Below are 25,240 nucleotides of genomic sequence, written 5' to 3' on the forward strand. Positions count from 1 at the left end.
AATTATCCAGCCTCTCAGGATAGTAACGCGATATCAGTAGGTTAACGTTTAAAATAAGCAGAATGTGTTTTTTATAGTAAACACTCTGAAAATTCAGGTAATAAAGGTGAAAATGACCGCATCATAAGGTACTCTGCCAGCGATTATCGGTGCCGCAAAAGACACCACCGGCGTGGCAAGTCGCTACACTGAAAGACCATCAACAACAATGATGTCGTGGTTCCGATACGGAAATATTCAGGTCGTTGTGAACTTTAGGCCAGCAGATCACTCTAAGCGCATGCTTGCTCAGAACAATGAGATGTGCTGGCAGTTCACTTACGCATAAAAAAGTTTTGGGGAGATATTACCTCGGATGAGCGAGCAGTTAACGGATCAGGTTCTCGTTGAGCGGGTTCAGAAGGGAGATCAAAAGTCCTTTAATTTACTGGTGATTCGATACCAGCATAAAGTGGCGAGCCTGGTTTCACGCTATGTTCCCTCAGGCGATGTGCCTGATGTGGTTCAGGAATCTTTTATTAAAGCGTATCGCGCACTGGAGTCGTTCCGTGGCGACAGCGCTTTTTATACATGGCTGTACCGCATCGCGGTGAATACAGCAAAAAATTATCTGGTTGCTCAGGGGCGACGTCCGCCATCCAGTGATGTGGATGCTATCGACGCCGAGAATTTCGAAAGTGCAGGTGCGTTAAAAGAAATTTCGAACCCTGAGAACTTAATGTTGTCTGAGGAACTGAAACAAATCGTCTTTCGCACCATTGAGGCGCTTCCCGAAGATCTTCGTATGGCCATTACCCTTAGGGAATTGGATGGCTTAAGTTACGAAGAGATTGCCGTCATCATGGATTGTCCGGTTGGTACCGTACGTTCGCGTATCTTCCGTGCACGAGAGGCTATTGATAATAAAGTTCAACCGCTTATCCAACGTCAGTGATAACGGCTACTGGAAGGGTACCAAGGCATGCAGAAAGAAAAACTTTCCGCTTTAATGGATGGTGAAACTTTAGATAACGAGCTGTTGGCGTCGTTGTCAAAGGATGCGGATCTTCAGCAAAGCTGGGAAAGCTACCATCTCATCCGCGACACCTTACGAGGTGATATCGGTGAAGTGCTGCATTTTGATATCTCCGCACGTGTAGCTGCGGCCATCGAAAATGAGCCGACGCGCAAAGTCACTCCGCTGATCCCTGAAGCGCAGCCTGAGCCGTCACGCTATGAAAAGATGCCGTTTTGGCGTCGTGGTGGTAGCTGGGCTGCACAGTTGACTCAGGTTGGTGTCGCTGCCTGTGTATCACTGGCGGTGATTGTGGGTGTTCAGCACTACAACAGTTCACCAACCGGCAGTGCAACGGAAGCCTCTGACTCACCCGCGTTTAATACCTTGCCAATGATGGGTAAAGCGTCGCCGGTTAGCTTAGGTGTGCCGTCTGAAGCGTTCGACACCAATAGTTCTAATCAGCAGGTGCAGGAACAGCGTCGTCGCGTGAATGCCATGCTGCAGGATTATGAACTGCAACGTCGTCTGCATGCCGATCAGGTTCAGTTTGAAAAGAACGATCCGCAACAGGCACAGGCTAATGTTCCTGGAAACCAGTCGTTAGGAACTCAGCAGCAGTAATGAAGCAGCTTTGGTGTGCCGTTAGCCTGCTGGCAGGCAGCCTGTTTTGCTCATCTATCGCCTCGGCGCAGACATCTGCGTCCGGGGCGTTGTTACAGCAGATGGAGCAGGCAAGCCAGAACCTCAACTACGAATTTGCCTACATCAATGTCTCGCGTCTCGGCATTGAATCTCTACGCTATCGTCACGCGGTAATCGACAATCGTATCTTCGCTCAACTTCTGCAGATGGATGGGCCGCGCCGTGAAGTGATTCAGCGCGGTAACGACATCAGCTATTTCGAGCCGGGATTAGATCCATTCTCGCTGCCGGGCAATCACATTATTGATGCACTTCCTGCGTTGATGTTCGCGGACTTCTCCCGTTTGGGCGAGTCTTACGATTTCATCCCCGTGGGGCGCTCGCGCATGGCCGATCAGATGTGCGAAGTGGTGCGTATCGTGTCGCGCGATGGCACACGCTACAGCTATGTGGTGTGGCTGGATGTGGATACCAAATTGCCGCTGCGTATTGATCTGCTCGATCGTGACGGAGAAACGCTGGAGCAGTTCCGGGTGATCAGTTTTGCCGTTGATGAAGGCGTGCGTAATCTGATGCAAGGTCTGGAAAAGGCTAATCTGCCGCCGTCGCTGTCACTGCCGGCGGGAGATAAAGTCGAACTTAGCTGGCAGCCAGGCTGGCTTCCGGCAGGCATGAAGTTGATTTCACAAAGTCGACGCAATATTCCGTCGATGAACAAAACTGTCGAATCTCGCCTGTATAGCGACGGCTTATTCAGCTTCGCCATCAATATCACTCCAGCAGATAAAAGCAGCAGCGTGCAGGCATTGCGCACTGGGCGTCGTACGGTGCAGACAGAAGTGCGCAATAATAGTGAAATCACGGTGGTGGGCGAATTGCCGCCAGCTACTGCCAAACGTATTGCGGACAGCATAGATTCGGGTTCACCAAAATGATGAGAGAATGGGCCACCGTCGTGGCGTGGAAGGAAGGCATTGCTACGTTGCATACGGAAGCAAAAACCTCATGTAACAGCTGTTCGGCGCGCAAAGGCTGCGGCAGCCACGCGCTTAATCAGCTGGGACCCAAAAATGCTCACGTTATGACTATCGCCAGCGCGGAGCCGTTGCAACCTGGGCAGCGTATCGAATTAGGCATTCGTGAAAGCAGTTTACTGGGATCGGCGTTGCTGGTTTACATGACGCCGCTGTTTGGCCTGTTTTTGGTTGCAGGTATCTTCCAGATGTTGTTCCACAGCGATGTTGCTGCGGCCTGTGGCGCACTGTTAGGCGGCATTGGCGGCTTTATCGTGGCGAAAGGTGTCTCTAACGTATTCGGCGATCGTGAGGCATTTCAGCCTGTGATTCTCAGCGTTGCGTTACCTCCCGATGCACTGCGTGTGGAAAGCGAAGTTTGATCCCCGTCAGGGCCGCATCGGATGCGGCTTCCTCTATTCTGCTTAACCGCTGAAATCTGTTGCGATTCCCCACAGTTCCATTCTTTAACGCGCGGCGTTAACAGTGTAATATGCGTCGTCATTAATGAGGCCGACAGGGTTCCGGGTAAAGCTGACTTTCCTGAATGTGTCTGTGCTCAAGTTTCCCACTGATTTTCTACGTGAAGATATTCATATAAATGAAGCACATAAGAAATTTCTCCATCATCGCTCACATTGACCACGGCAAATCAACGCTCTCTGACCGTTTGATTCAAATTTGTGGTGGCCTGAGCGATCGTGAGATGGCTGCGCAAGTTCTCGACTCAATGGATCTGGAACGTGAACGCGGCATTACCATTAAAGCGCAGAGCGTAACGCTCGATTACAAAGCGCTGGACGGTGAAACTTACCAGCTCAATTTTATCGATACTCCCGGACACGTTGACTTCTCCTATGAAGTTTCCCGCTCTTTGGCGGCGTGTGAAGGAGCATTGCTGGTGGTCGATGCAGGGCAGGGCGTTGAAGCGCAGACGCTGGCAAACTGCTACACCGCAATGGAAATGGATCTGGAAGTGGTACCGGTATTGAACAAAATCGACCTGCCTGCCGCCGATCCAGAGCGCGTAGCGGAAGAGATTGAAGATATCGTCGGCATCGACGCTACCGATGCGGTACGTTGTTCGGCGAAAACTGGCGTCGGCGTGCCCGATGTGCTGGAACGTCTGGTGCGCGACATTCCGCCGCCAGAAGGCGATCCAGAAGGTCCTTTGCAGGCGCTGATCATCGATTCATGGTTCGATAACTACCTTGGTGTGGTGTCGCTGATTCGCATCAAAAACGGTACGCTGCGCAAAGGCGACAAAGTGAAGGTCATGAGTTCTGGCCAAAGCTATAACGCTGACCGCCTGGGTATCTTCACGCCGAAACGCGTTGATCGCAACGAGTTGAACTGCGGTGAAGTGGGCTGGTTGGTGTGTGCGATTAAAGATATCCTCGGCGCGCCAGTAGGCGATACGCTGACCTTGCAGCGCAATCCGGCGGAGAAAGTTTTGCCTGGCTTCAAAAAAGTGAAGCCACAGGTTTATGCCGGTCTGTTCCCGATCAGTTCCGACGACTATGAAGCGTTCCGTGATGCGCTGGGCAAATTGAGCCTGAACGATGCGTCACTGTTCTACGAGCCAGAGAGTTCAACGGCGCTGGGCTTCGGTTTCCGCATCGGCTTCCTCGGTCTGTTGCACATGGAGATCATTCAGGAACGTCTGGAGCGTGAATACGATCTCGACCTGATCACCACCGCGCCGACCGTAGTTTATGAAGTGGAAACCACCGATGGTGAAACGATTTACGTCGATAGCCCGTCGAAACTGCCACCGCTGAATAATATTGCAGAGCTGCGTGAGCCGATCGCTGAGTGTCATATGCTGCTGCCGCAGGAGTTCCTCGGTAACGTCATTACGCTGTGTATCGAAAAACGTGGCGTACAAACCAACATGGTTTACCACGGTAAGCAGGTTGCGCTGACGTATGAAATTCCGATGGCTGAAGTGGTGCTCGACTTCTTCGACCGTCTGAAATCAACCTCGCGCGGCTATGCATCGCTGGATTATAACTTCAAACGTTTCCAAACCTCTGACATGGTGCGTGTCGACGTGATGATTAACTCAGAACGTGTTGATGCGCTGGCGCTGATTACTCACCGTGATAACTCACAATATCGTGGCCGCGATCTGGTGGAGAAGATGAAAGATCTGATCCCTCGTCAGCAGTTTGATATTGCGATTCAGGCGGCAATCGGCAACCACATTATCGCTCGCTCAACGGTCAAACAGCTGCGTAAAAACGTCCTGGCGAAATGCTATGGCGGCGACGTGAGCCGTAAGAAGAAACTGTTGCAGAAGCAGAAAGACGGTAAGAAGCGAATGAAGCAGGTCGGCAACGTTGAGCTGCCGCAGGAAGCATTCCTTGCCATTCTGCATGTCGGTAAAGACAGCAAATAAGGATTTTTAATGGCTAACATGTTCGCCCTGGTTTTAGTGATCGCAACGCTGGTCACTGGCGTTATCTGGTGTATCGATCGCTTTAAATGGGCACCGGCACGTCGTGCTAAGCAGGCTGCAGCGCAAGCGCAGGCTGGCAACGCACTCGACAGCAAAACGCTGGCGAAAGTGGCCGCACAACCGGGTTGGGTAGAAACCACGGCATCGGTATTCCCGGTGCTGGCGGTGGTATTGATCGTGCGTTCGTTCATTTTTGAGCCGTTCCAGATTCCCTCAGGCTCAATGATGCCAACGCTGCTGATTGGTGACTTCATCCTCGTTGAGAAGTTTGCTTACGGCATTAAAGATCCAATTACCCAAACCACGCTGATTCCAACCGGTCATCCGCAGCGCGGTGATGTCGCGGTGTTCAAATATCCGAAAGATCCGAGCGTGGATTACATCAAGCGCGTGATTGGCTTGCCAGGCGACAAAGTGGTGTTTGATCCTTACAGCAAAACCCTGACCATCAATCCGGGTTGCAGCAGCGGCAATTGCAGTACCGCGCTGCCGGTAACGTACACTAACGTTGAGCCAAGCAACTTCATTCAAACCTTCAGCGGCTTTGATGGCAATGAAACCGGTAACGGCTTCTTCCAGGCTCCGCAGGGTGAAACCATGAAGGGCGGTTTGCGTCTCGGCACCCGTAAAGAGACATTGGGCAACGTAACGCACGATATCTTGCTGGTAAACGAAGCGCAAAGTCAGGCAAGCATGTATTATCAGCAGCCTGGCCAGCCGCAATCGACATGGATTGTGCCGCAAGGGCAGTATTTCATGATGGGTGACAACCGTGATAACAGCGCCGACAGCCGCTACTGGGGCTTTGTGCCCGAGAAGAATCTGGTCGGTAAAGCGGTTGCTATCTGGATGAGCTTCGAGAAACAAGAAGGACAGTGGCCGACCGGCGTGCGCTTTAGCCGCATTGGTGGGATTCATTGATAAAAGCGCTGTTTAGCCTTGGCTGAACAGCAATGGTTGGCCTCCTTTTGGGGGCCAGTGCACACGAAACAGAACAGGTTGGCACCTCAGCCCTGTTTCGTATGCAGAGTGACAGACGCACTGAACAACTGGAATCGCATGAACCCCATCGTCATTAACAAGCTGCAGCGCAAACTGGGCTACACTTTTACTCATCCGGATTTATTGCAGCAGGCATTGACGCATCGTAGTGCCAGCAGCAAACACAATGAACGTCTTGAATTTCTTGGCGATTCTATTCTCAGCTATGTGATTGCTAATGCGCTGTATCACCGCTTCCCACGCGTGGATGAAGGCGATATGAGCCGCATGCGCGCCACGCTAGTGCGCGGCAATACGCTGGCGGAGATGGCGCGAGAGTTCGACCTCGGCGAGTGTTTGCGCCTCGGTCCGGGCGAGCTGAAAAGCGGCGGTTTCCGTCGTGAATCGATTCTTGCGGATACCGTTGAAGCCTTAATTGGCGGCATCTTCCTTGATAGCAGTATTCAGACCGTCGAAAAGTTAATTCTCGATTGGTATCACTCACGACTGGAACAGATCAGTCCGGGTGATAAACAGAAAGATCCGAAAACGCGCCTGCAGGAGTATTTGCAGGGACGTCATCTGCCGCTGCCCTCTTATTTGGTGGTGCAGGTGCGTGGCGAAGCCCACGATCAGGAATTCACCATTCACTGTCAGGTGAGTGGCATGGCAGAACCGGTGGTGGGCATTGGCTCCAGCCGCCGTAAAGCCGAGCAAGCAGCCGCCGAACAGGCGTTAATCAAGCTTGGCCTCGAATAAATAGTCACATCGCAGCGTCGAAAGCGGCGCTGCCCAAGTCAGGACTCGAATGAGCGAACTCGAAACATATAGCGGCTTTGTCGCGATTGTAGGCCGACCAAACGTCGGTAAATCCACTTTGCTGAACCAGTTACTGGGGCAGAAGGTGTCGATCACTTCACGCAAACCGCAAACCACGCGTCACCGTATTATGGGCATCCACACCGAAGGCGCTTATCAGGCGATCTACGTGGATACGCCAGGGCTGCATATGGAAGAGAAGCGGGCTATCAACCGCTTGATGAACCGCGCGGCCAGCAGCTCCATCGGTGATGTTGAGCTGGTGATCTTTGTGGTTGAAGGCACGCGCTGGACGCCAGACGACGAGATGGTGCTTAACAAGCTGCGGGATAACAAAGTTCCTGTGGTATTGGCGATCAATAAAGTCGACAACATTCAGGATAAGAGCATTCTGTTGCCCCATCTGCAGTTCCTCAGCCAGCAGATGAACTTCCTCGAAATTGTACCGATCTCTGCGGAGAGCGGCAAAAATGTTGACGCTATTGCGGCGATTGCGCGCAAATGCTTGCCAAAATCTGAGCATCATTTCCCAGAAGATTATGTCACCGACCGCTCGCAGCGCTTTATGGCATCTGAGATCATCCGTGAAAAATTGATGCGCTTCCTTGGCGCCGAGCTGCCTTATTCCGTCACCGTAGAAATTGAGCAGTTTGTCTCGAACGAGCGCGGCGGTTATGACATTAATGGCCTGATCCTCGTTGAGCGCGAAGGCCAGAAGAAGATGGTCATCGGCAACAAAGGCGCCAAGATCAAAACCATCGGCATTGAATCGCGTAAAGACATGGAAGAGATGTTTGAGGCGAAAGTGCATCTTGAACTGTGGGTTAAAGTGAAATCTGGCTGGGCGGACGATGAACGTGCGCTGCGCAGCTTAGGTTACTCTGACGAAGGGTAATCGATGGAAGGCTGGCAACGCGCCTTTGTGCTGCATAGTCGCCCTTATAGCGAAACCAGCCTGCTCCTCGATCTGTTCAGCGAAAGCGAAGGGCGCGTCCGCGTCCTTGCCAAAGGTGCCCGTTCGCGCCGCTCCCAACTGAAAGGTGCGCTACAACCCTTCACGCCGCTGCTGGTGCGCTGGGGCGGTCGTGGCGACGTCAAAACGCTGCGTAATGCCGAAGCCGTTTCATTGGCATTGCCGCTCAGCGGCATCACGCTCTACTGCGGGCTGTACGTCAATGAACTGCTGTCGCGCGTGCTAGAGCAGCAAATCCCCTTCTCGGACATGTTCTTCGATTACCTGAATTGCATCCAAACGCTGGCAGCAGGCAACGGCTCGCCTGAACCGGCGCTGCGTCGTTTTGAGCTGGCGCTGCTGGGTCATCTCGGCTACGGCGTCGATTTCCTGCATTGTGCCGGCAGCGGCGAAGAGGTTGCCGATGGCATGACCTACAGCTACCGCGAAGAGAAGGGCTTTATCGCCAGCCTGGTGGTCAATCAGCGCAGCTTTACTGGCCGCCAACTGCGTGCGCTATGGGAACGTGAATTCCCCGATGCCGATACTTTGCGCGCCGCCAAACGCTTTACGCGGATGGCGCTGAAGCCCTATCTGGGCGGCAAACCGCTGAAGAGTCAGGAACTGTTTCGCCAGTTCGTGCCAAAAAAGAGACCCGATGTGGCAAACGACTAGCGCTGGTCGTACCGCCTGATATATTCAGCGCAGTACACTGCAAACACACTGAACACATTTAAGGATTGTCATGGCTGAGTTGCTGTTAGGCGTCAACATTGACCACATTGCCACCGTACGTAACGCACGTGGCACAAACTATCCCGATCCGGTGCAGGCTGCGTTTGTTGCCGAGCAGGCCGGTGCCGACGGCATTACCGTGCATTTGCGTGAAGATCGCCGCCACATTACTGACCGCGATGTACGCATTCTGCGTGACACCATTCAGACGCGCATGAATCTGGAGATGGCGGTCACGGACGAGATGATCGACATCGCCTGCGAAATCAAACCTCACTTCGTTTGCCTGGTGCCGGAAAAGCGTCAGGAAGTGACCACTGAAGGTGGGCTGGATGTGGCCGGTCAGCAGGATAAAATTAACGCCGCGGTGCGCCTGCTGAGCGACGCCGGCATTCTGGTGTCGCTGTTTATCGATGCCGATCATCGCCAGATTGAAGCCGCCGTTGCCAGCGGCGCGCCCTATATTGAAATTCACACCGGCGCCTACGCCGAAGCGCCTGAAGGTCTGGCGCGCCAGGCTGAACTGTCGCGCATTCGTAAAGCCGCGACTTTCGCCGCCAGCCTTGGCCTGAAAGTGAATGCTGGCCACGGTTTGACCTACCACAACGTGCAGCCGATTGCTGAACTGCCGGAAATGCACGAACTGAATATCGGCCATGCGATTATTGGTCGCGCACTGTTCAGCGGCCTGGCCGATGCGGTCAGCGAAATGAAGCAGCTGATGCGGGAAGCGCGTCGCTAATGGCGATTCTCGGACTCGGCAGCGACATCGTAGAGATCGAGCGCATTGCGGGCGTGATTGAGCGCTCCGGCGATCGCCTGGCGCGCCGCGTATTAAGCGAAGCCGAGTGGCAGCAATATCAGGCGCACCAGCAACCGGTGCGCTTTCTTGCCAAACGCTTTGCGGTGAAAGAGGCGGCAGCGAAAGCGTTTGGCACCGGCATTCGCGGTGGCCTGGCGTTCAATCAGTTTGAAGTGTACAACGATGCGCTGGGTAAGCCGGGATTACGTTTCTTTGAGCAGGCGAAAGTGATTGCCAGCCAGCTCGGCGTGCAGCACGTGCATGTGACGTTAGCGGATGAACGCCACTACGCTTGCGCGACGGTGATTATCGAGAATTAAGGGTGCAACACCACAAACTTCTCCCACAGCGCCTCACGACTCTCCAGGTGCTGTGGATCCGCAATAATGGTGTTATCAATCGGGCAGACGCTTTGGCAGGTCGGCACATCATAATGGCCCACGCACTCAGTGCAGCGGTCGACATCAATCTCATAGATAGCGTCGCCTAAACTGATTGCCTGGTTTGGGCATTCAGGTTCGCACATATCGCAATTGATGCATTTGGTGGTGATGAGCAGGGCCATAGCGGAAATCCAATAACAGCAGAAAAGGCGCGGGTATTATACGCGCCTCATCTCGTCAGACCAGCTTTTTCACCAACTCTTCGCTGTGACGAATATGGCTGGATGCGCGTTCCGGATCGTTCTGCACCAGCGCCATAAACAGCAAATCGGTAAGTGCCAGTTGCGCACTGGTTGATGAAATTGCCGCACTGCGCGTACTCTGCTCTTCCGCTACGGTGTAGAGACAAACCGTCGCACACTGCTGCAGGGCATTCGGCGTGAAGCCAGTAAAAGCCAGCACATCGGCGCCAACCTGCGCCGCTTCCTGCGCCGCCAGATTGATTTCGCGACGTTCGCCGGTGTAGGAGATCGCCAGCAACACATCGCCCGGCGCCATCGCCTGCACGCTGGCCAGCAGCGCATGCATATCCTGCTCCGCCACCGCGTTAATGCCGATTTTCATCAGTTTCCATGAGAAATCTTTCGCCACCAAACCCGATGCACCGATGCCGACCAGAAGAATACGGTTGGCATTTTTCAGCAGCTGTAAGGTTTGCAGCAGCTTCTCTTCGCTATTGATATCCAGCGTGGCGCGGATCGCCGAGATCTTTTCCGTCAGCAGCTTTTCACCCACCACTTTGAGTGGGTCATCGCTAAGAATATGGTTATGCACGGTAATGGCATCGCGATCGGCCATTGATTCGCTCAGCGCCAGCTTCAGCGCCGGGAAGCCTTTATAGCCCAGCTTCTGGGCAAATTTCACCACGCTGGACTGGCTGACACCCGACTCCTCAGCCAGTTTTTGTGAACTCAGATGCCGTGCACGGTCCGGCTGCGACAGCAAAAAATCCGCCAGGCGACGCTCATTTAGCGCCAGTCGAGGATAAAGTTGGCGAATGCGCAGCAATGAACTCATTGTTCGATCCTTAATTCATCTTTCCAGATAGAGCGTAGTGCGGTTACGCGCAGGATGTCGGGCGATTGCCGCCAGATGACAGCGCGCGGGCACAGAGAATAAACTATTCAGCTGGCATTGTAGTCATTGGAATTAAAAATAGCAGCTTTCGCCCCAAACGCTGAAGCTGGCTACACTGTAGTGCAGAAACCACGAAGGATAGAGAAGGAGTGTTGTTTGACAAAGGGTACGCAACGACGCGTGGTGTTTTTCGATCTCGATGGCACGCTGCATCAGCAAGACATGTTTGGCACCTATATGCGCTATCTGCTGCGACGTCAGCCGATCAATCTGCTGCTGGTGGTGCCGCTGTTACCGGTGATTGGTCTCGGCATGCTGATCAAAGGTCGCGCGGCGCGCTGGCCAATGAGTTTGCTGCTATGGGCGATTACCTTCGGCCATAGCGAAACGCGTCTGCGCCAGCGCGAAGCCGAATTCGCTGACTGGTTCCGCCAGCGCGTTACCGCCTTTCCGGTGGTGCAGCAGCGGCTCACTGATTATCTCAGCAGCAATGATGCCGATGTCTGGCTGATCACCGGTTCGCCGCAATCGCTGGTGGAGAAAGTCTATTTCGATTCCGCCTTCTTACCGCGCGTGCAGCTGATCGCCAGTCAGATGAAACCGGGCCGCGGCGGCCGCCTGTTGGCGATGCGTTGCCTCGGCCATGAGAAGGTGGCACAGCTGGAGGAGAAAATCGGCACGCCGCTGCAGCTGTATAGCGGCTACAGCGACAGCAAGCAGGACAACCCGCTGCTGTTCTTCTGTCAGCACCGCTGGCGCGTCACGCCGCGCGGTGAGCTGCAACAGCTGGAATAACGCTTCGATTCCGGCAGCAGCATCGCTATAATGCGCCGCCTTTTGATGCCCGCAGGAGTTGCCCGGTGAACCCACAAACTGATGAATATTGGATGCGTTATGCGCTGGAACTGGCTAAGCGCGCGTGGGAGCAGGGCGAAGTGCCGGTCGGTGCGGTGCTGGTGCAGGGCGATAAAGTAATCGGCGAAGGCTGGAATCGACCGATTGGTCAGCACGATCCCACCGCGCACGCTGAGATCATGGCGCTGCGTCAGGGTGGCAAAGTGCTGGAAAACTATCGTCTGCTGGATACCACACTGTATGTCACGCTGGAACCCTGCGTGATGTGCGCTGGCGCGATGGTGCACAGCCGTATCACGCGGTTAGTGTATGGCGCTAAAGATGAGAAAACCGGCGCGGCCGGTTCACTGCTGGATGTGATTGGCCATCCCGGCATGAATCATCAAATTCAGATTGATTGCGGTGTGCTGGCGGAACAGTGCGCTGGGATGTTGAGTGACTTCTTCCGCATGCGTCGCGAGCAGAAGAAGGCGCTGCGTCAGGCGCAGCGCGCAGATTAATTCATGGCAATTTTCGGTTCGACCGCCGGGTAGCCGGCACCTAACTCCGCTTCCAGCGCCGATTGCTGCGCTAACCGCTTCTCCTGCTCCTGCAGATAGCCCACCAGGCTTATCTGATACTTACGGATATTCTCGACGTAGTTATAAGCTTCGTGACCGCGCGCGTAACCATAGGTAGTTTGCGTGTAGTAGCGCTTCTGGCTCAGCATCGGCAGGCGCAGCTTCACATCCGCCCAGCTATCAGGATTGCCGCCCTGTTTCGCCGTCAGTTTGCGCACATCCAACATGTGCGCGTAGCCCATGTTGTACGCCGCCAGCGCGAACCAAATGCGCTCATCTTCAGGAATCGTCTCCGGCACCTTTTCCATCATGCGCTTGAGATATTCACTGCCGCCGCGAATGCTCTGTTCAGGATCGAGGCGATCGTTGACTTCAAGGCTGTCAGCGGTATTGCGCGTCAACATCATCATGCCTCGGACGCCGGTCGGCGAAGTGGCCTGCGGATTCCAGTGCGATTCCTGATAAGAGATCGCCGCCAGCAATCGCCAATCCATGCTGGCCGAATATTTCTCAAACAGCGGTTTGATGTCCGGCAGCGTGTTATCTATGGCGCGCAGGAAGGTGCGGGTATCCACATAATCAAAGGTGCCGACGTGGCCGAGATACTTCTCTTCCAGTCGCGCCATCGCGCCTTCCTCGCCCATCTGGCTGTAGAAGTCGAGCATCGCCGCGTTCAGGCTGTCGTCCTCGTTACGCGGCAAATACCAGGTGACCGGCTCTTCATCCGTCACATCAAACGCTACTGCCAGCTGCGGATGAATGCGCTGTAACAGGCCAATGGTGACGGAGTCGCCCACGGTGTAATCCAGTTTGCCGTCAGCAACCGCTTCAAGTAGCGCTTTCTGCCCTTGATCGGTCGAGATCGCCCAGTCGAGATCGGGATAGCTGTCGGCTTTGGCGGAACGTAAAGTTGACAGATATGCCGAACCGGACTGCACAATCAGGCGGCCTTTCAGATCGCCGAGATTTTTCGGTCGTGGCTTATCAATGCGGTACACCAGCTGTTGCGACACCGAATAGTAGCTCGGGCCACTTTGGTAGTGCGCAAGGCGCTCGCTGTTGTAGATCAGGCCGGCAGCCAGCAAATCCGCCTTGCCGTCATCCAGGTCATCAAACAGGTCACCGAGGTTTGGACGCACCTCAACTTCCAGTTTTACGCCAAGGTAATCGGCGAAGCGCTTCGCCAGCTCGTAATCCATACCGGCTGGTGCATTGTTAATGGTGTAGTAAGTCAGCGGAGAGTTAACGGTACTGATGCGCAGCACTCCGCGTGATTTGATCTGTGATAGCGCGTCTGTTCCACCCCCGTACCACGGGATTGAAGGCCACAATGCTAGCGCAAGCAGCACGGTGATCAGACCGATAAACAGATAGTTTATTTTTAGGCGTTTCAAATAGTTGTCTCGTAATGGCTCACAGGCCTCTGTCTTTTAAAGGCAGTATTTATGTTGTTTTAACTCCCAGAGCGAGGGGCATTTTGCGCAACAAAAAGGGGCAGGGCAACTTTTATAGCAAGAATTGTGCAAAATTCAGCCAAACGCCAGGTGCCAGAATTTATGCGCAAACGGTTTCGTATCCCGTGCTGTTTCTCTATAATACCGCCCGTTTTCCCCTGTTGCGCCCAATGAAGCGTCGCCCGGCACTTCAAAGACGAGAGATCTTTAATGATGGAAATTCTGCGTGGTTCGCCCGCTCTGTCGGCATTTCGTGTAAACAAACTGCTGACCCGCTTTCAGGACGCTCATCTTCCGGTGAGTGATATTTACGCCGAGTACGTCCATTTTGCCGATGTCAGCGCACCGCTCAGCGCGGATGAGCACGCCCGCCTGCAACGTCTGCTGAAATACGGTCCTTCTCTCGCCGAACATGCGCCACAAGGGCGTCTGTTGCTGGTAACGCCGCGTCCCGGCACCATCTCTCCGTGGTCCTCGAAAGCCACCGATATCGCGCACAACTGCGATCTGCCACAGGTGTTACGCCTTGAACGCGGCATGGCTTTCTATGTGCAGGCCCCTGAGCTGACGGAAGCGCAGTGGCAGCAACTTGCCAGCCTGCTGCATGACCGCATGATGGAAACCGTGTTCGCTGACCTCAGCGATGCGCAGCAGCTGTTTGCCCATCATCAGCCGCAGCCGCTCAAAAGCATCGATGTGCTGGGCGCAGGTCGCAGCGCGCTGGAGCAGGCCAATACCACACTGGGCCTGGCGCTGGCCGATGATGAGATCGATTACCTGCTTGATGCCTTTACCAAGCTGGGGCGTAATCCAAACGACATCGAGCTCTATATGTTTGCGCAGGCAAACTCTGAGCACTGTCGTCACAAAATCTTCAACGCCGACTGGATTATCGACGGCGAAAAGCAGCCGAAGTCGCTGTTTAAAATGATCAAAAACACCTTTGAACATAATCCTGAGCACGTGCTGTCGGCGTATAAAGACAACGCCGCGGTGATGGAAGGTTCCGAGGTTGGCCGCTTCTACGCAGATGCGCAGAAGGGCGAATATGAATTCCATCAGGAAGAAGCGCACATCCTGATGAAAGTGGAAACCCATAACCACCCAACTGCTATTTCGCCATGGCCGGGTGCTGCGACCGGTTCCGGTGGTGAAATTCGTGATGAAGGCGCAACCGGACGTGGTGCGAAGCCAAAAGCCGGACTGGTCGGTTTCTCGGTATCGAACCTGCGCATTCCAGGCTTCGAACAGCCGTGGGAAGAGGATTTCGGTAAGCCGGATCGTATTGTCACCGCCTTAGACATCATGACCGAAGGCCCACTGGGCGGCGCGGCATTCAACAACGAATTTGGTCGTCCTGCCCTGAATGGCTACTTCCGTACTTATGAAGAGCGCGTCAACAGCCACAATGGTGTGGAGCTGCGCGGCTACCATAAGCCGATTATGCTGGCGGGCGGCATCGGTAACATTCGTGCCGATCACGTGCAGAAAGGCGAGATTGTGGTGGGGGCCAAACTGATCGTGCTGGGTGGCCCGGCGATGAACATCGGTCTGGGCGGCGGTGCAGCTTCGTCGATGGCTTCCGGCCAATCGGATGCCGATCTCGACTTTGCTTCAGTACAGCGCGACAACCCAGAGATGGAACGTCGCTGCCAGGAAGTGATTGACCGCTGCTGGCAACTGGGCGAAGCCAACCCGATTCTGTTTATCCATGACGTGGGCGCGGGCGGTCTCTCGAACGCGATGCCAGAGCTGGTAAGTGATGGTAACCGCGGCGGCAACTTTAACCTGCGCGACATCCTGAGCGACGAGCCGGGCATGAGCCCGCTGGAAGTGTGGTGTAACGAATCACAGGAGCGTTATGTGCTGGCGGTGGCGCCTGAGAAACTGGCGCTGTTCGATGAGTTGTGCCAGCGTGAACGCGCGCCTTATGCGGTGATTGGTGAAGCGACTGAAGAGCTGCATCTGAACCTCGCCGACAGCCATTTCGACAATAAGCCAATCGACATGCCGCTCGACGTGCTGCTGGGCAAAACGCCGAAGATGACGCGTGATGTTGCCAGCCAGCAAGCCAAAGGTGATGCCCTGCAGCGCGACGGGATTACCGTTGCTGATGCGGTGAATCGTGTGCTGCATTTGCCAACCGTGGCGGAAAAAACCTTCCTGATCACCATTGGCGATCGCAGCGTAACCGGCATGGTCGCGCGCGATCAGATGGTGGGGCCGTGGCAAATTCCGGTCGCGAACTGCGCCGTCACCACGGCCAGCCTGGATAGCTATCACGGTGAAGCGTTCTCTCTCGGCGAACGCGCGCCAGTCGCGTTGCTCGACTTCGCCGCTTCCGGTCGCCTGGCGGTGGGTGAAGCGCTGACCAACATCGCAGCGACCTCAATTGGTTCGCTGCAGCGCGTCAAGCTCTCCGCGAACTGGATGGCCGCCGCCGGTCACCCAGGCGAAGATGCTGGTTTGTACGCCGCCGTTAAAGCGGTAGGTGAAGAGCTGTGTCCGGCGCTGGGCATCACGATTCCCGTCGGTAAAGACTCGATGTCGATGAAAACCCGCTGGCAGCAAGGCACCGAGCAGCGTGAAATGACCTCGCCGCTGTCGTTGGTGATTACCGCGTTTGCGCGCGTTGAGGATGTACGTCGCACCGTTACGCCGCAGCTGCAGGCCGATCAAGATAACCTGCTGCTGCTGGTGGATCTGGGTAACGGCGCTAACACGCTGGGTGCTACCGCGCTGTCACAGGTTTATCGTCAACTCGGTGACAAGCCTGCCGACGTGCGTGATGCTACGCAGCTGGCGGGCTTCTTTAACGCTATTCAGACGCTGGTGGCCGAGCAGAAACTGCTGGCCTATCACGACCGTTCTGACGGCGGCCTGCTGGTCACGCTGGCGGAGATGGCCTTTACCGGTCACTGCGGTATCGAAGCCGATATCGCCGCGTTGGGCAGTGATGCATTGGCAGCGCTGTTCACCGAAGAGCTGGGCGCGGTGCTGCAAATCAACGCAGCAGATCGCGTGGCAGTGGAGAAGATATTCGCCGATCACGGCCTGAGCGCTAACGTGCATGTGATGGGTAAAGCGCTGCCGGGCGACCGCTTCGTGATCCGTTCTGGCGACAGTACGGTGTACAGCGAAAGCCGCACCACGCTGCGTACCTGGTGGGCAGAAACCACCTGGCAGATGCAGCGTCTGCGTGATAACCCAGCCTGTGCCGATCAGGAGCATGAAGCGAAGAAAGACGATAACGATCCTGGTCTGAACGTCCATCTGACCTTCAAGCCAGAAGAGGATGTGGCGGCACCGATGATCGCCACTGGCGCACGTCCGCGTGTGGCGGTGCTGCGTGAGCAGGGTGTGAACTCCCACGTGGAGATGGCGGCTGCCTTCCATCGCGCTGGCTTTACTGCAGTTGACGTACACATGAGCGATCTGCTGGCCGGTCGTCGCGGTCTGGAAGAGTTCCAGGCACTGGTTGCGTGTGGTGGCTTCTCATACGGTGACGTGCTGGGCGCCGGTGAAGGTTGGGCGAAATCGATCCTGTTCAACGGCCGCGTACGTGATGAGTTTGAGAACTTCTTCCATCGTCCACAAACGCTGGCGCTGGGCGTGTGTAACGGCTGCCAGATGATGTCGAACCTGCGTGAATTGATTCCAGGCAGCGAACTGTGGCCACGCTTTGTACGTAACCAGTCCGAGCGTTTCGAAGCGCGTTTCAGCCTGGTCGAAGTGGCGGCGAGCCCGTCGCTGTTGCTGGAGGGCATGGCAGGATCGCATATGCCAATCGCGGTATCGCACGGCGAAGGTTTTGTCGAAGTGCGTGACGGTGCGCATCTGGCGCAGCTGGAGAGCAAAGGTCTGGTAGCGCTGCGCTTCGTCGATAACTTCGGCAAAGTGACGGAAAGCTATCCGGCGAACCCGAATGGCTCACCAAACGGCATCACTGCGGTAACTAACGAAAGCGGTCGCGTCACCATTATGATGCCGCACCCAGAGCGCGTGTTCCGTACCGTCAGCAACTCGTGGCATCCGGCAGAGTGGGGCGAAGATAGCCCGTGGATGCGTATCTTCCGCAATGCGCGTAAGCAGTTGGGCTAAGCGTTCATCCTTAGTCGTTTTCCTTGTGCCCATTAATGGGCACCCTACTAAGGCCGTCTAACCGCGGCCTTTATTTTTTTGTAGGGTCGCCATTAATGGCGACCTGGCTAAAAACCCCACAAGTATGCAAGCTGTCGGAAAAAGGCGACAATCCTGACTTTATACTGTCGTCAAAAGGTGACATTTAACTCGTTGATTTGTAATGCAAGGAAGTTAGCGCTCTAAACCCGTTGCTAATCAGCGACACTTTTCCCTGACCGTCCGGTCCGCTTTCCTTCCTGTCTTCGCCTTCTATCTGGCATTCCTCTGATAATAAACACTATTTATTTGTTGGCATGATACTTGCTATACTCTCTGCGTGGCTCATTCGCCTGTTTATGATTGCCCCGCTTTTCGCGGCAGAGCTCATAAAAACTGAATGACGCACCAAACGGAGCCTGTCGTCCACCTCACCGATAATCGCTTGCTTTGCAACGTTATCAAGCATCGGACGCAACGTTGAGTTAGGCTCCACCTATTTTGCAAGCGATGCTGTGGCGTCGCTCTCACGGCAGGCCAAAAGGCCTGCCGTTTTCATATCTCTCCTTTCTTCCGTTTTGATACTTCGCTAGCATGCCTGCAGCTCATATTTAAGGAAGCGCGGTTGTGAATAAATGGCGTCTGTTTCCCCGATCCCTGCGACAGTTAGTCTTAATGGCCTTTCTGCTGGTGCTGCTGCCGTTACTGGTGCTGGCATGGCAAGCATGGGAAAGCCTTTCGGCGCTGAGCAACCAGGCGGCAGATACCAATCGCAATACCTTTACCGATGTACGGCGCAGTGAAGCGATGGCGCGCACCGCGCTGGAGCTGGAGCGAAGCTATCGTCAATACTGCGTATTAGGCGATGCGTCGCTGGCCAAACTGTATCAAACGCAGTGGACGCGCTACGGTCAAATGCTCAGCAGCCACGCAGCCAGCTTGCCCGATCTGCCCTCCTTCAAAGTGCTGCAAACCACCTTGCCGCAGCTGCAGCAGGTAAAGTGCGATAATGGTAATCCGCAAGCACAAGCTGCCAGCGCGCTGGAGCGTTTTTCCGATACCAATACGCAAATGGTGCAGGCAACGCGCGAAGTGGTGTTTTCGCGCGGCTTACAACTGCAACGTGAAATTGCCGATCGCGGCCAGTTCTTTGGCTGGCAGGCGCTAATTCTGTTCCTGATCAGCCTGGTGCTGGTTTTGCTGTTCACCGGCATGATTATTGGTCCGGTAAAACGCGTTGAGCGCATGATCAATCGCTTAGGCGAGGGCAAATCGCTGGGCGATAGCGGCAGCTTTCGCGGCCCACGTGAAATTCGCTCGCTGGGACAGCGCATCGTTTGGTTGAGTGAACGTCTGAGCTGGCTGGAAGAGCAGCGCCATGAGTTTCTGCGTCACCTGTCGCATGAGCTGAAAACACCGCTTGCCAGCCTGCGGGAAGGCACTGAGCTACTGGCCGATCAGGTCGCCGGGCCACTAAACGCTGAGCAGCAGGAAGTGGTCGCGATTCTCGATACCAGCAGTCGTCATTTACAGCGGCTGATTGAGCAGTTGCTGGATTACAACCGTAAGCTGGCAGATGGCCCGATGACGCTGGCACCGGTGGTATTAAATGACATCATTGATTCCGTAGTAAAAGTGCACTCGTTGCCTGCCAGTGCGCGTGAGATGACGACGCACGTTGATCTGCAGGTGAATCACTGTCTGGCGGAAGCCACGCTGCTACAGCGGGTGATTGATAACCTCTATTCGAACGCCGTGAACTACGGCGCCGAATCCGGTAACATCTGGCTGCAGAGCCAGCAGAAGGGCAACCAGGTGTGGATTGAGGTGGCAAACACCGGCACACCGATTCCGGCTGAAGAGCAGGCGATGATTTTTGAGCCTTTTTATCAAGGCAGCCAACAGCGCAAGGGGCCGGTTAAAGGCAGCGGTCTGGGGTTAAGCATCGCCAAAGATTGCCTGCGCAGGATGCAAGGCGATTTGCAGTTGGTAACACGCAAGGATGCGGATGTCTGTTTTCGTATCATTCTGACTACCAGCGACGGGAATGCCTGATTAATGAAATTACCCCGATTTAAATTTGTGACCTGTGCGTTGATGGCGCTCGGCCTGAGTGCCTGCCAGGCACCGTCGCAGCAACGTCCCCAACACACTAGCGTGAGCGTGCCGGAACCCGACGTGCGCCTGCCGGATTATCTGGCGATCGATTGTCAAAGCGTGTGGCAAATCGAAACGCCAGCCGCCGTGAGTAATCCGCTTTACTGGCAGCGCGCCGTTGATTGTGCCGAGCGCTTATCCCCTACCGAAGCTCGCGCCGAAGCGCGTCGCTGGCCGGTGCAAGGCTGGGCACGCGCCTTTAAGCAAGGCATTCTGCTCGCTAACGGTAACGTCACGCCGGTCGAACGCCGTGATTACGTCACCACGTTGGACGGTTATAGCGCGTCTTATCCGGCGGCAGTGCGCCCGTTACTGCAGCTGTGGCGCAGTAATCAGGCCGCTCAGCTGGAGCTGAGTGAAGCGCGTGGACGTTACGCCGCCCTGCAGCAAAGCAACGACGCTGAAATGGACAACCTGCGCCAGCAGCAAAGCAAAATGCGCCAGGCGCTGGCAGACACCCAACGTAAGCTCGAGCGTTTAACCGACATTGAGCGCCAACTGTCATCGCGCAAAGCGCCCGACAGCAGCGACGCATCGCACGGTGCCAGTGATGTGCAAACTGAGGATCAGTAATCATGAAACAGAGCGCACGCTTACTGCTGGTAGATGACGATCCTGGCTTACTGAAACTGCTTGGCATGCGTTTGAGTAGCGAAGGTTTTCAGGTGGCGACGGCAGCCAGCGGACCAGAAGCACTGCGTCATCTGCAGAAAGAGAAGGTCGATTTAGTCATCAGCGACCTGCGCATGGATGAGATGGACGGTCTGGCGCTGTTTGGCGAAGTACAGAAACGTCATGCGGGCTTGCCGGTGATCATTCTCACCGCGCATGGTTCAATTCCTGAAGCCGTGTCCGCTACGCAGCAAGGCGTATTTAGTTTTCTTACCAAACCGGTCGATCGTGATGCGTTGTACAAAGCGATTGATGAAGCGCTGGCACAGCGCGCGCCGATGAGCGATGACGGCTGGCGCGAAGCGATTGTGACGCGCAATCCGCAGATGCTGCGCCTGTTGGATCAGTCGCACATGGTGGCGCAATCGGACGTCAGTATTTTGATCAATGGCCAAAGCGGCACCGGTAAAGAGGTGCTGGCACAAGCGATTCATGCGGCCAGCCCCCGTGCGACCAAGCCCTTCATTGCCATCAACTGTGGCGCTTTGCCAGAGCAACTGCTGGAATCTGAACTGTTTGGCCACGCCAAAGGTGCCTTTACGGGAGCAGTCAGTGCGCGTGAAGGGCTGTTCCAGGCGGCGGAGGGCGGCACACTGTTTCTGGATGAGATCGGCGATATGCCGCAGGCGTTGCAGGTGAAATTGCTACGCGTACTGCAGGAACGCAAGGTGCGCCCGCTGGGCAGTAACCGCGATCTGGATATCAACGTGCGGATTATTTCCGCGACGCACCGTGATTTGCCGAAAGCGATGGAGAAAAAGAGTTTCCGCGAGGACCTCTACTATCGCCTCAACGTGGTGAATCTGAAAATTCCTGCGCTGCATGAGCGTGCCGAAGATATTCCGCTGCTGGCGAATCATCTGCTGCGCCAGTCCGCCGATCGTCATAAACCTTTCGTGCGTAGCTTCTCGGTGGATGCCATGAAACGACTGGTTGGCGCAGCATGGCCGGGCAATGTGCGGCAATTGGTGAACGTGATTGAGCAGTGCGTAGCGTTGAGTACTGCACCGGTGATCGGCGATGCGCTGGTGGAGCAGGCGCTGGCAGGAGAAAATACCGCGTTGCCAACCTTCGTCGAGGCGCGTAATCAGTTTGAGCTGAATTATCTGCGTAAACTGTTGCAGATGACCAAAGGAAATGTCACTAACGCCGCGCGTCTGGCTGGACGTAACCGCACTGAATTCTATAAGCTGCTGTCGCGCCATGAGCTAGACGCCAGCGAATTTAAAGAGTAGCGTGCTGCGGCGGTGTCAGGAACACTTATACTAACGGTATCCGTCCATCATGGAGGGAGTAAAAAAGGATCTGTCATGAAAAAGATCGATGCAATTATTAAACCATTCAAACTCGATGATGTACGTGAAGCGTTAGCGGAAGTGGGCATCACCGGGATGACGGTCAGTGAAGTCAAAGGCTTTGGCCGTCAGAAAGGCCACACGGAACTGTACCGCGGCGCGGAATACATGGTCGATTTTCTGCCAAAAGTGAAAATTGAAATGGTGGTCGGTGACGACATCGTCGACACCTGCGTAGAAACCATTATGAAAACTGCGCAGACCGGCAAAATCGGCGACGGCAAAATCTTTGTCTTCGACGTAGCGCGCGTGGTGCGTATTCGTACCGGTGAAGAGGACGAAGAGGCGATTTAAGCCCCTTCGCGCATTGCCTGATAAAGCCTGCCTTGTGCAGGCTTTCTGTTTCACAGCACCTTATGCGGACCAAACACTTCGTAATGGATACGATCGCCGCTCACACCCGCATCGACTAACTGACGCGCGACAAACTGCATAAACGGCAGTGGACCGCAGATCCAGAATTGGCGCTCGGGCTGATTTAACGCAGAAGATACGCCCGCCAGATCCATCAATCCCACATCGTTATAACGTCCTGCATCTGCGCTTTCCGGCTGGCGATACCAAACGTGACTGGCGAAGTTTGGCAGACGTGCGCCAAACGATTTTACCTCTTCAGCAAAGGCATGTTGGGAACCGGCTTCAGCCGCGTGTAGCCAGTTAACTGCTGCAGGATGTTGCTGCTCAGCCAGATTAGCCAGCATCGCCAGCATCGGAGTTTGTCCCACGCCAGCAGAGATTAAGGTGATGGGTGTCGCCGCGTCAGCCTGCAGGAAGAAATCGCCCGCTGGAGCGGCGCACTGCACGATATCTCCGACCTGTGCATTGTCATGCAGCCAACCCGATACGCTGCCCAGCGCTTCGCGTTTTACTGCAATGCGATAGAAGGTGCCGTTCGGTTGATGCGTCAGCGAATACTGGCGATGCTGGATATTTTCGTTGCCTGCAGGTTGCAGACTAATGGCCAGATACTGGCCAGGCAAGAATGTTGCCACTGGCTGACCGTCGTTCGGCACCAGCTCAAAACTCTTAATCACTGAGCTTTCCTGGTTGATGGCGCGAATACGGAAATCACGCGCGCCGCGCCAGCCGCCAGCTTTCTCTTCGGACGCAGAATAAATCGCTTCTTCACGCTGAATAAACACATCGGCCAGCACGCCATAAGCTTTTCCCCATGCGGTCAGCACCTCTTCGCCCGGATGCAGCAACTCATCAATGGTTGCCAGCAGGTTTTCGCCCACAATCGCGTATTGTTCAGGCTGAATGTTCAGGCTGGCATGCTTCTGCGCGATCTTCTCCACCGCCGGCAACAGCACCGCCAAATTTTCCAGATTGCTGCCATAGGCCACAATCGCGTTGAACAAGGCTTCACGCTGATTGCCGCTGCGTTGATTATTCATGTTGAAGACGTTTTTCAGTTCAGGATGCTGGGTTAACAAACGCTGATAAAAGTGACCGGTGAGCTGGGAACCGATTTGTGCAATGGCAGGCAAGGTGGATTTGATGGTAGCGATGGTTTGCGCGTCGAGCATGGTGAAATCCTCAGAGTGAATTTAAACATGTATTTAAAATGCATCTTATGGTTAATCGAAGCGCCTGTAAATCCCTCGTTGTGATTAAGGATTAGGCAAAAAAGGTGCGCGCTGGCCCGCAAACCTGAAATTTATTCCCGTGCAATGTGAGCAAATCTCGCGATTTTCTCGCTGGCAAAAAAGCGTAAAAAAGCCGTTCCAGCGCCATGCCAATCGATTGCGCAAAAAGAGGGGATTGGCGCTACCGTCCCCTGTCAAAACCGTTTACACTGTTCGCCTTCGCCCCTTAGCCGGGGCCTAAACTGCCGTTAAAAAGTTAGCTGAGTCAGGAGAGTCCGGATGTTAAAGCGTGATATGAACATTGCCGATTATGATGCCGCGTTGTGGCAGGCTATGGAGCAAGAGAAAGTGCGTCAGGAAGAGCACATTGAACTGATTGCTTCTGAAAACTACACCAGCCCACGCGTAATGCAGGCACAAGGTTCACAGCTCACCAACAAATATGCCGAAGGCTATCCGGGCAAACGCTACTACGGCGGATGTGAATACGTTGATATCGTTGAGCAGTTGGCGATCGATCGTGCTAAAGAACTGTTCGGCGCTGATTACGCTAACGTACAGCCGCACTCAGGTTCGCAGGCTAACTTCGCGGTGTACACGGCACTGCTGCAGCCGGGCGACACCATTCTGGGTATGAACCTGGCGCACGGTGGTCACCTGACGCACGGTTCTCCGGTTAACCTGTCTGGCAAGCTGTACAAGGTTATCCCTTACGGCATCGATGAAACTGGCAAAATCAATTACGACGAACTGGCTGAACTGGCGCAAACCCATAAGCCGAAAATGATCGTCGGTGGTTTCTCCGCCTACTCTGGCGTGTGCGACTGGGCCAAAATGCGTGAAATCGCTGACAGCGTTGGCGCCTACCTGTTCGTTGATATGGCCCACGTTGCTGGCCTGATCGCCGCAGACGTCTATCCGAACCCGGTTCCTCATGCACACATCGTAACCTCTACCACCCACAAAACCCTGGCGGGTCCGCGCGGCGGCCTGATCCTGGCGAAAAACGGTGACGAAGATCTGTATAAAAAGCTGAACTCCGCGGTGTTCCCGGGCGGCCAGGGTGGTCCTCTGATGCACGTGATCGCCGGTAAAGCCGTTGCATTCAAAGAAGCGATGGAGCCAGAGTTCAAGACTTATCAGCAGCAGGTTGCTAAGAATGCCAAAGCGATGGTGGAAGTTCTGCTGGAGCGTGGTTACAACATCGTTTCTGGTGGTACTTTCAACCACCTGTTCCTGATCGATCTGGTGAGCAAAAATCTGACCGGTAAAGAAGCTGATGCCGCTTTGGGCCGCGCTAACATTACCGTGAACAAAAACAGCGTTCCAAACGATCCGAAGAGCCCGTTCGTAACTTCAGGTATCCGTATCGGTACGCCAGCGGTGACGCGTCGCGGCTTTAAAGAAGCTGAAGTTCGTGAACTAGCGGGCTGGATTGCTGACGTGCTGGACAACATCAACGACGAAGCGACCATCGAACGTACCAAACAGAAAGTGCTGGAAATCTGCAGCCGTCTGCCGGTATACGCGTAAGTTTTTACGTCTGTCGATGCAGCA

At 54.8% G+C, this 25,240-nt stretch carries 23 protein-coding genes; 19 read left to right on the plus strand and 4 right to left on the minus strand.

The window, feature by feature from the left end; translation table 11 throughout:
• Nucleotides 1-355 precede the first annotated feature (355 nt).
• The 11 genes from rpoE (at nt 356) to acpS (ending at nt 9,722) form a co-directional block, all read left to right on the plus strand.
• Nucleotides 356-934 carry an RNA polymerase sigma factor RpoE gene (gene rpoE / locus WFL93_RS09625; protein WP_007886161.1) on the plus strand — a complete coding sequence of 193 codons (579 nt, stop codon included), beginning with the start codon at nt 356-358 and terminating at the stop codon, nt 932-934.
• 27 nt (nt 935-961) lie between these two features.
• Entirely contained in the window at nt 962-1,618 is a 657-nt protein-coding gene (gene rseA / locus WFL93_RS09630; RefSeq protein WP_007886163.1) for an anti-sigma-E factor RseA, read from the plus strand.
• On the plus strand, nt 1,618-2,574 hold the full coding sequence (gene rseB / locus WFL93_RS09635; RefSeq protein WP_007886165.1) for a sigma-E factor regulatory protein RseB: 957 nt from the start codon (nt 1,618-1,620) through the stop codon (nt 2,572-2,574). The genes rseA and rseB overlap by 1 nt, the downstream gene beginning before the upstream one ends.
• A complete protein-coding gene (gene rseC / locus WFL93_RS09640; protein WP_007886167.1) occupies nt 2,571-3,035 on the plus strand; it encodes a SoxR-reducing system protein RseC in 465 nt (154 codons plus the stop codon). Before rseB ends, rseC begins: the two co-directional genes overlap by 4 nt.
• A gap of 218 nt (nt 3,036-3,253) precedes the next feature.
• Complete coding sequence (gene lepA / locus WFL93_RS09645; RefSeq protein ID WP_007886170.1) at nt 3,254-5,053, plus strand: translation elongation factor 4; 1,800 nt, start codon at nt 3,254-3,256, stop codon at nt 5,051-5,053.
• A gap of 9 nt (nt 5,054-5,062) precedes the next feature.
• Nucleotides 5,063-6,034, plus strand: coding sequence for a signal peptidase I (gene lepB / locus WFL93_RS09650; protein WP_007886174.1), 972 nt, complete (start codon nt 5,063-5,065; stop codon nt 6,032-6,034).
• Nucleotides 6,035-6,172: 138 nt separating this feature from the next.
• Nucleotides 6,173-6,853, plus strand: a complete 681-nt coding sequence (gene rnc, locus WFL93_RS09655; protein WP_036620136.1) for a ribonuclease III — start codon at nt 6,173-6,175, stop codon at nt 6,851-6,853.
• A 49-nt stretch (nt 6,854-6,902) separates the two neighbouring features.
• The gene (gene era / locus WFL93_RS09660) at nt 6,903-7,808 is read left to right on the plus strand and encodes a GTPase Era (protein ID WP_007886176.1); all 906 of its coding nucleotides are present in this window, start codon (nt 6,903-6,905) and stop codon (nt 7,806-7,808) included.
• Nucleotides 7,809-7,811: 3 nt separating this feature from the next.
• Nucleotides 7,812-8,540 carry a DNA repair protein RecO gene (gene recO, locus WFL93_RS09665; protein WP_049853006.1) on the plus strand — a complete coding sequence of 243 codons (729 nt, stop codon included), beginning with the start codon at nt 7,812-7,814 and terminating at the stop codon, nt 8,538-8,540.
• A 70-nt stretch (nt 8,541-8,610) separates the two neighbouring features.
• A complete protein-coding gene (gene pdxJ, locus WFL93_RS09670) occupies nt 8,611-9,342 on the plus strand; it encodes a pyridoxine 5'-phosphate synthase (RefSeq protein WP_007886179.1) in 732 nt (243 codons plus the stop codon).
• Nucleotides 9,342-9,722, plus strand: coding sequence for a holo-ACP synthase (gene acpS / locus WFL93_RS09675; protein ID WP_007886180.1), 381 nt, complete (start codon nt 9,342-9,344; stop codon nt 9,720-9,722). Before pdxJ ends, acpS begins: the two co-directional genes overlap by 1 nt.
• On the opposite strand, the gene WFL93_RS09680 is transcribed toward acpS, so the two are convergent.
• Complete coding sequence (locus WFL93_RS09680; RefSeq protein WP_007886183.1) at nt 9,719-9,967, minus strand: YfhL family 4Fe-4S dicluster ferredoxin; 249 nt, start codon at nt 9,965-9,967, stop codon at nt 9,719-9,721. The two genes, acpS and WFL93_RS09680, sit on opposite strands and share 4 nt — an antisense overlap.
• A 55-nt stretch (nt 9,968-10,022) precedes the next feature.
• Complete coding sequence (locus WFL93_RS09685; protein WP_007886185.1) at nt 10,023-10,862, minus strand: MurR/RpiR family transcriptional regulator; 840 nt, start codon at nt 10,860-10,862, stop codon at nt 10,023-10,025.
• 216 nt (nt 10,863-11,078) lie between these two features.
• On the opposite strand from WFL93_RS09685, the gene yfhb reads away from it, so the two are divergent.
• Nucleotides 11,079-11,717, plus strand: coding sequence for a phosphatidylglycerophosphatase C (gene yfhb / locus WFL93_RS09690; RefSeq protein WP_007886187.1), 639 nt, complete (start codon nt 11,079-11,081; stop codon nt 11,715-11,717).
• Between the two features lie 65 nt (nt 11,718-11,782).
• Nucleotides 11,783-12,277 carry a tRNA adenosine(34) deaminase TadA gene (tadA, locus tag WFL93_RS09695; protein ID WP_072093462.1) on the plus strand — a complete coding sequence of 165 codons (495 nt, stop codon included), beginning with the start codon at nt 11,783-11,785 and terminating at the stop codon, nt 12,275-12,277.
• On the opposite strand, the gene mltF is transcribed toward tadA, so the two are convergent.
• On the minus strand, nt 12,274-13,731 hold the full coding sequence (gene mltF / locus WFL93_RS09700; protein ID WP_007886192.1) for a membrane-bound lytic murein transglycosylase MltF: 1,458 nt from the start codon (nt 13,729-13,731) through the stop codon (nt 12,274-12,276). The two genes, tadA and mltF, sit on opposite strands and share 4 nt — an antisense overlap.
• 270 nt (nt 13,732-14,001) lie before the next feature.
• On the opposite strand from mltF, the gene purL reads away from it, so the two are divergent.
• The 5 genes from purL to glnB all read left to right on the plus strand — a co-directional run bounded on the left by purL (nt 14,002) and on the right by glnB (nt 22,388).
• Nucleotides 14,002-17,892, plus strand: coding sequence for a phosphoribosylformylglycinamidine synthase (gene purL / locus WFL93_RS09705; RefSeq protein WP_336778018.1), 3,891 nt, complete (start codon nt 14,002-14,004; stop codon nt 17,890-17,892).
• 645 nt (nt 17,893-18,537) lie between these two features.
• Entirely contained in the window at nt 18,538-19,965 is a 1,428-nt protein-coding gene (locus WFL93_RS09710; RefSeq protein ID WP_336778019.1) for a sensor histidine kinase, read from the plus strand.
• A 3-nt stretch (nt 19,966-19,968) separates the two neighbouring features.
• Nucleotides 19,969-20,640 carry a two-component system QseEF-associated lipoprotein QseG gene (gene qseG / locus WFL93_RS09715; protein ID WP_336778020.1) on the plus strand — a complete coding sequence of 224 codons (672 nt, stop codon included), beginning with the start codon at nt 19,969-19,971 and terminating at the stop codon, nt 20,638-20,640.
• A gap of 2 nt (nt 20,641-20,642) precedes the next feature.
• Nucleotides 20,643-21,974: a two-component system response regulator GlrR gene (glrR, locus tag WFL93_RS09720; protein WP_007886208.1), complete on the plus strand. Its 1,332-nt coding sequence runs from the start codon at nt 20,643-20,645 to the stop codon at nt 21,972-21,974.
• Between the two features lie 75 nt (nt 21,975-22,049).
• Nucleotides 22,050-22,388, plus strand: coding sequence for a nitrogen regulatory protein P-II (glnB, locus tag WFL93_RS09725; RefSeq protein WP_007886217.1), 339 nt, complete (start codon nt 22,050-22,052; stop codon nt 22,386-22,388).
• Nucleotides 22,389-22,438: 50 nt separating this feature from the next.
• On the opposite strand, the gene hmpA is transcribed toward glnB, so the two are convergent.
• On the minus strand, nt 22,439-23,623 hold the full coding sequence (hmpA, locus tag WFL93_RS09730; protein WP_336778021.1) for an NO-inducible flavohemoprotein: 1,185 nt from the start codon (nt 23,621-23,623) through the stop codon (nt 22,439-22,441).
• 339 nt (nt 23,624-23,962) lie between these two features.
• Here hmpA and glyA point away from each other — a divergent pair, with 339 nt between their 5' ends.
• The gene (gene glyA, locus WFL93_RS09735; protein WP_007886219.1) at nt 23,963-25,216 is read left to right on the plus strand and encodes a serine hydroxymethyltransferase; all 1,254 of its coding nucleotides are present in this window, start codon (nt 23,963-23,965) and stop codon (nt 25,214-25,216) included.
• Nucleotides 25,217-25,240 lie beyond the last annotated feature (24 nt).

It is taken from the genome of Pantoea sp. USHLN256 (assembly GCF_037149875.1).
Classification (GTDB): domain Bacteria; phylum Pseudomonadota; class Gammaproteobacteria; order Enterobacterales; family Enterobacteriaceae; genus Pantoea; species Pantoea nemavictus.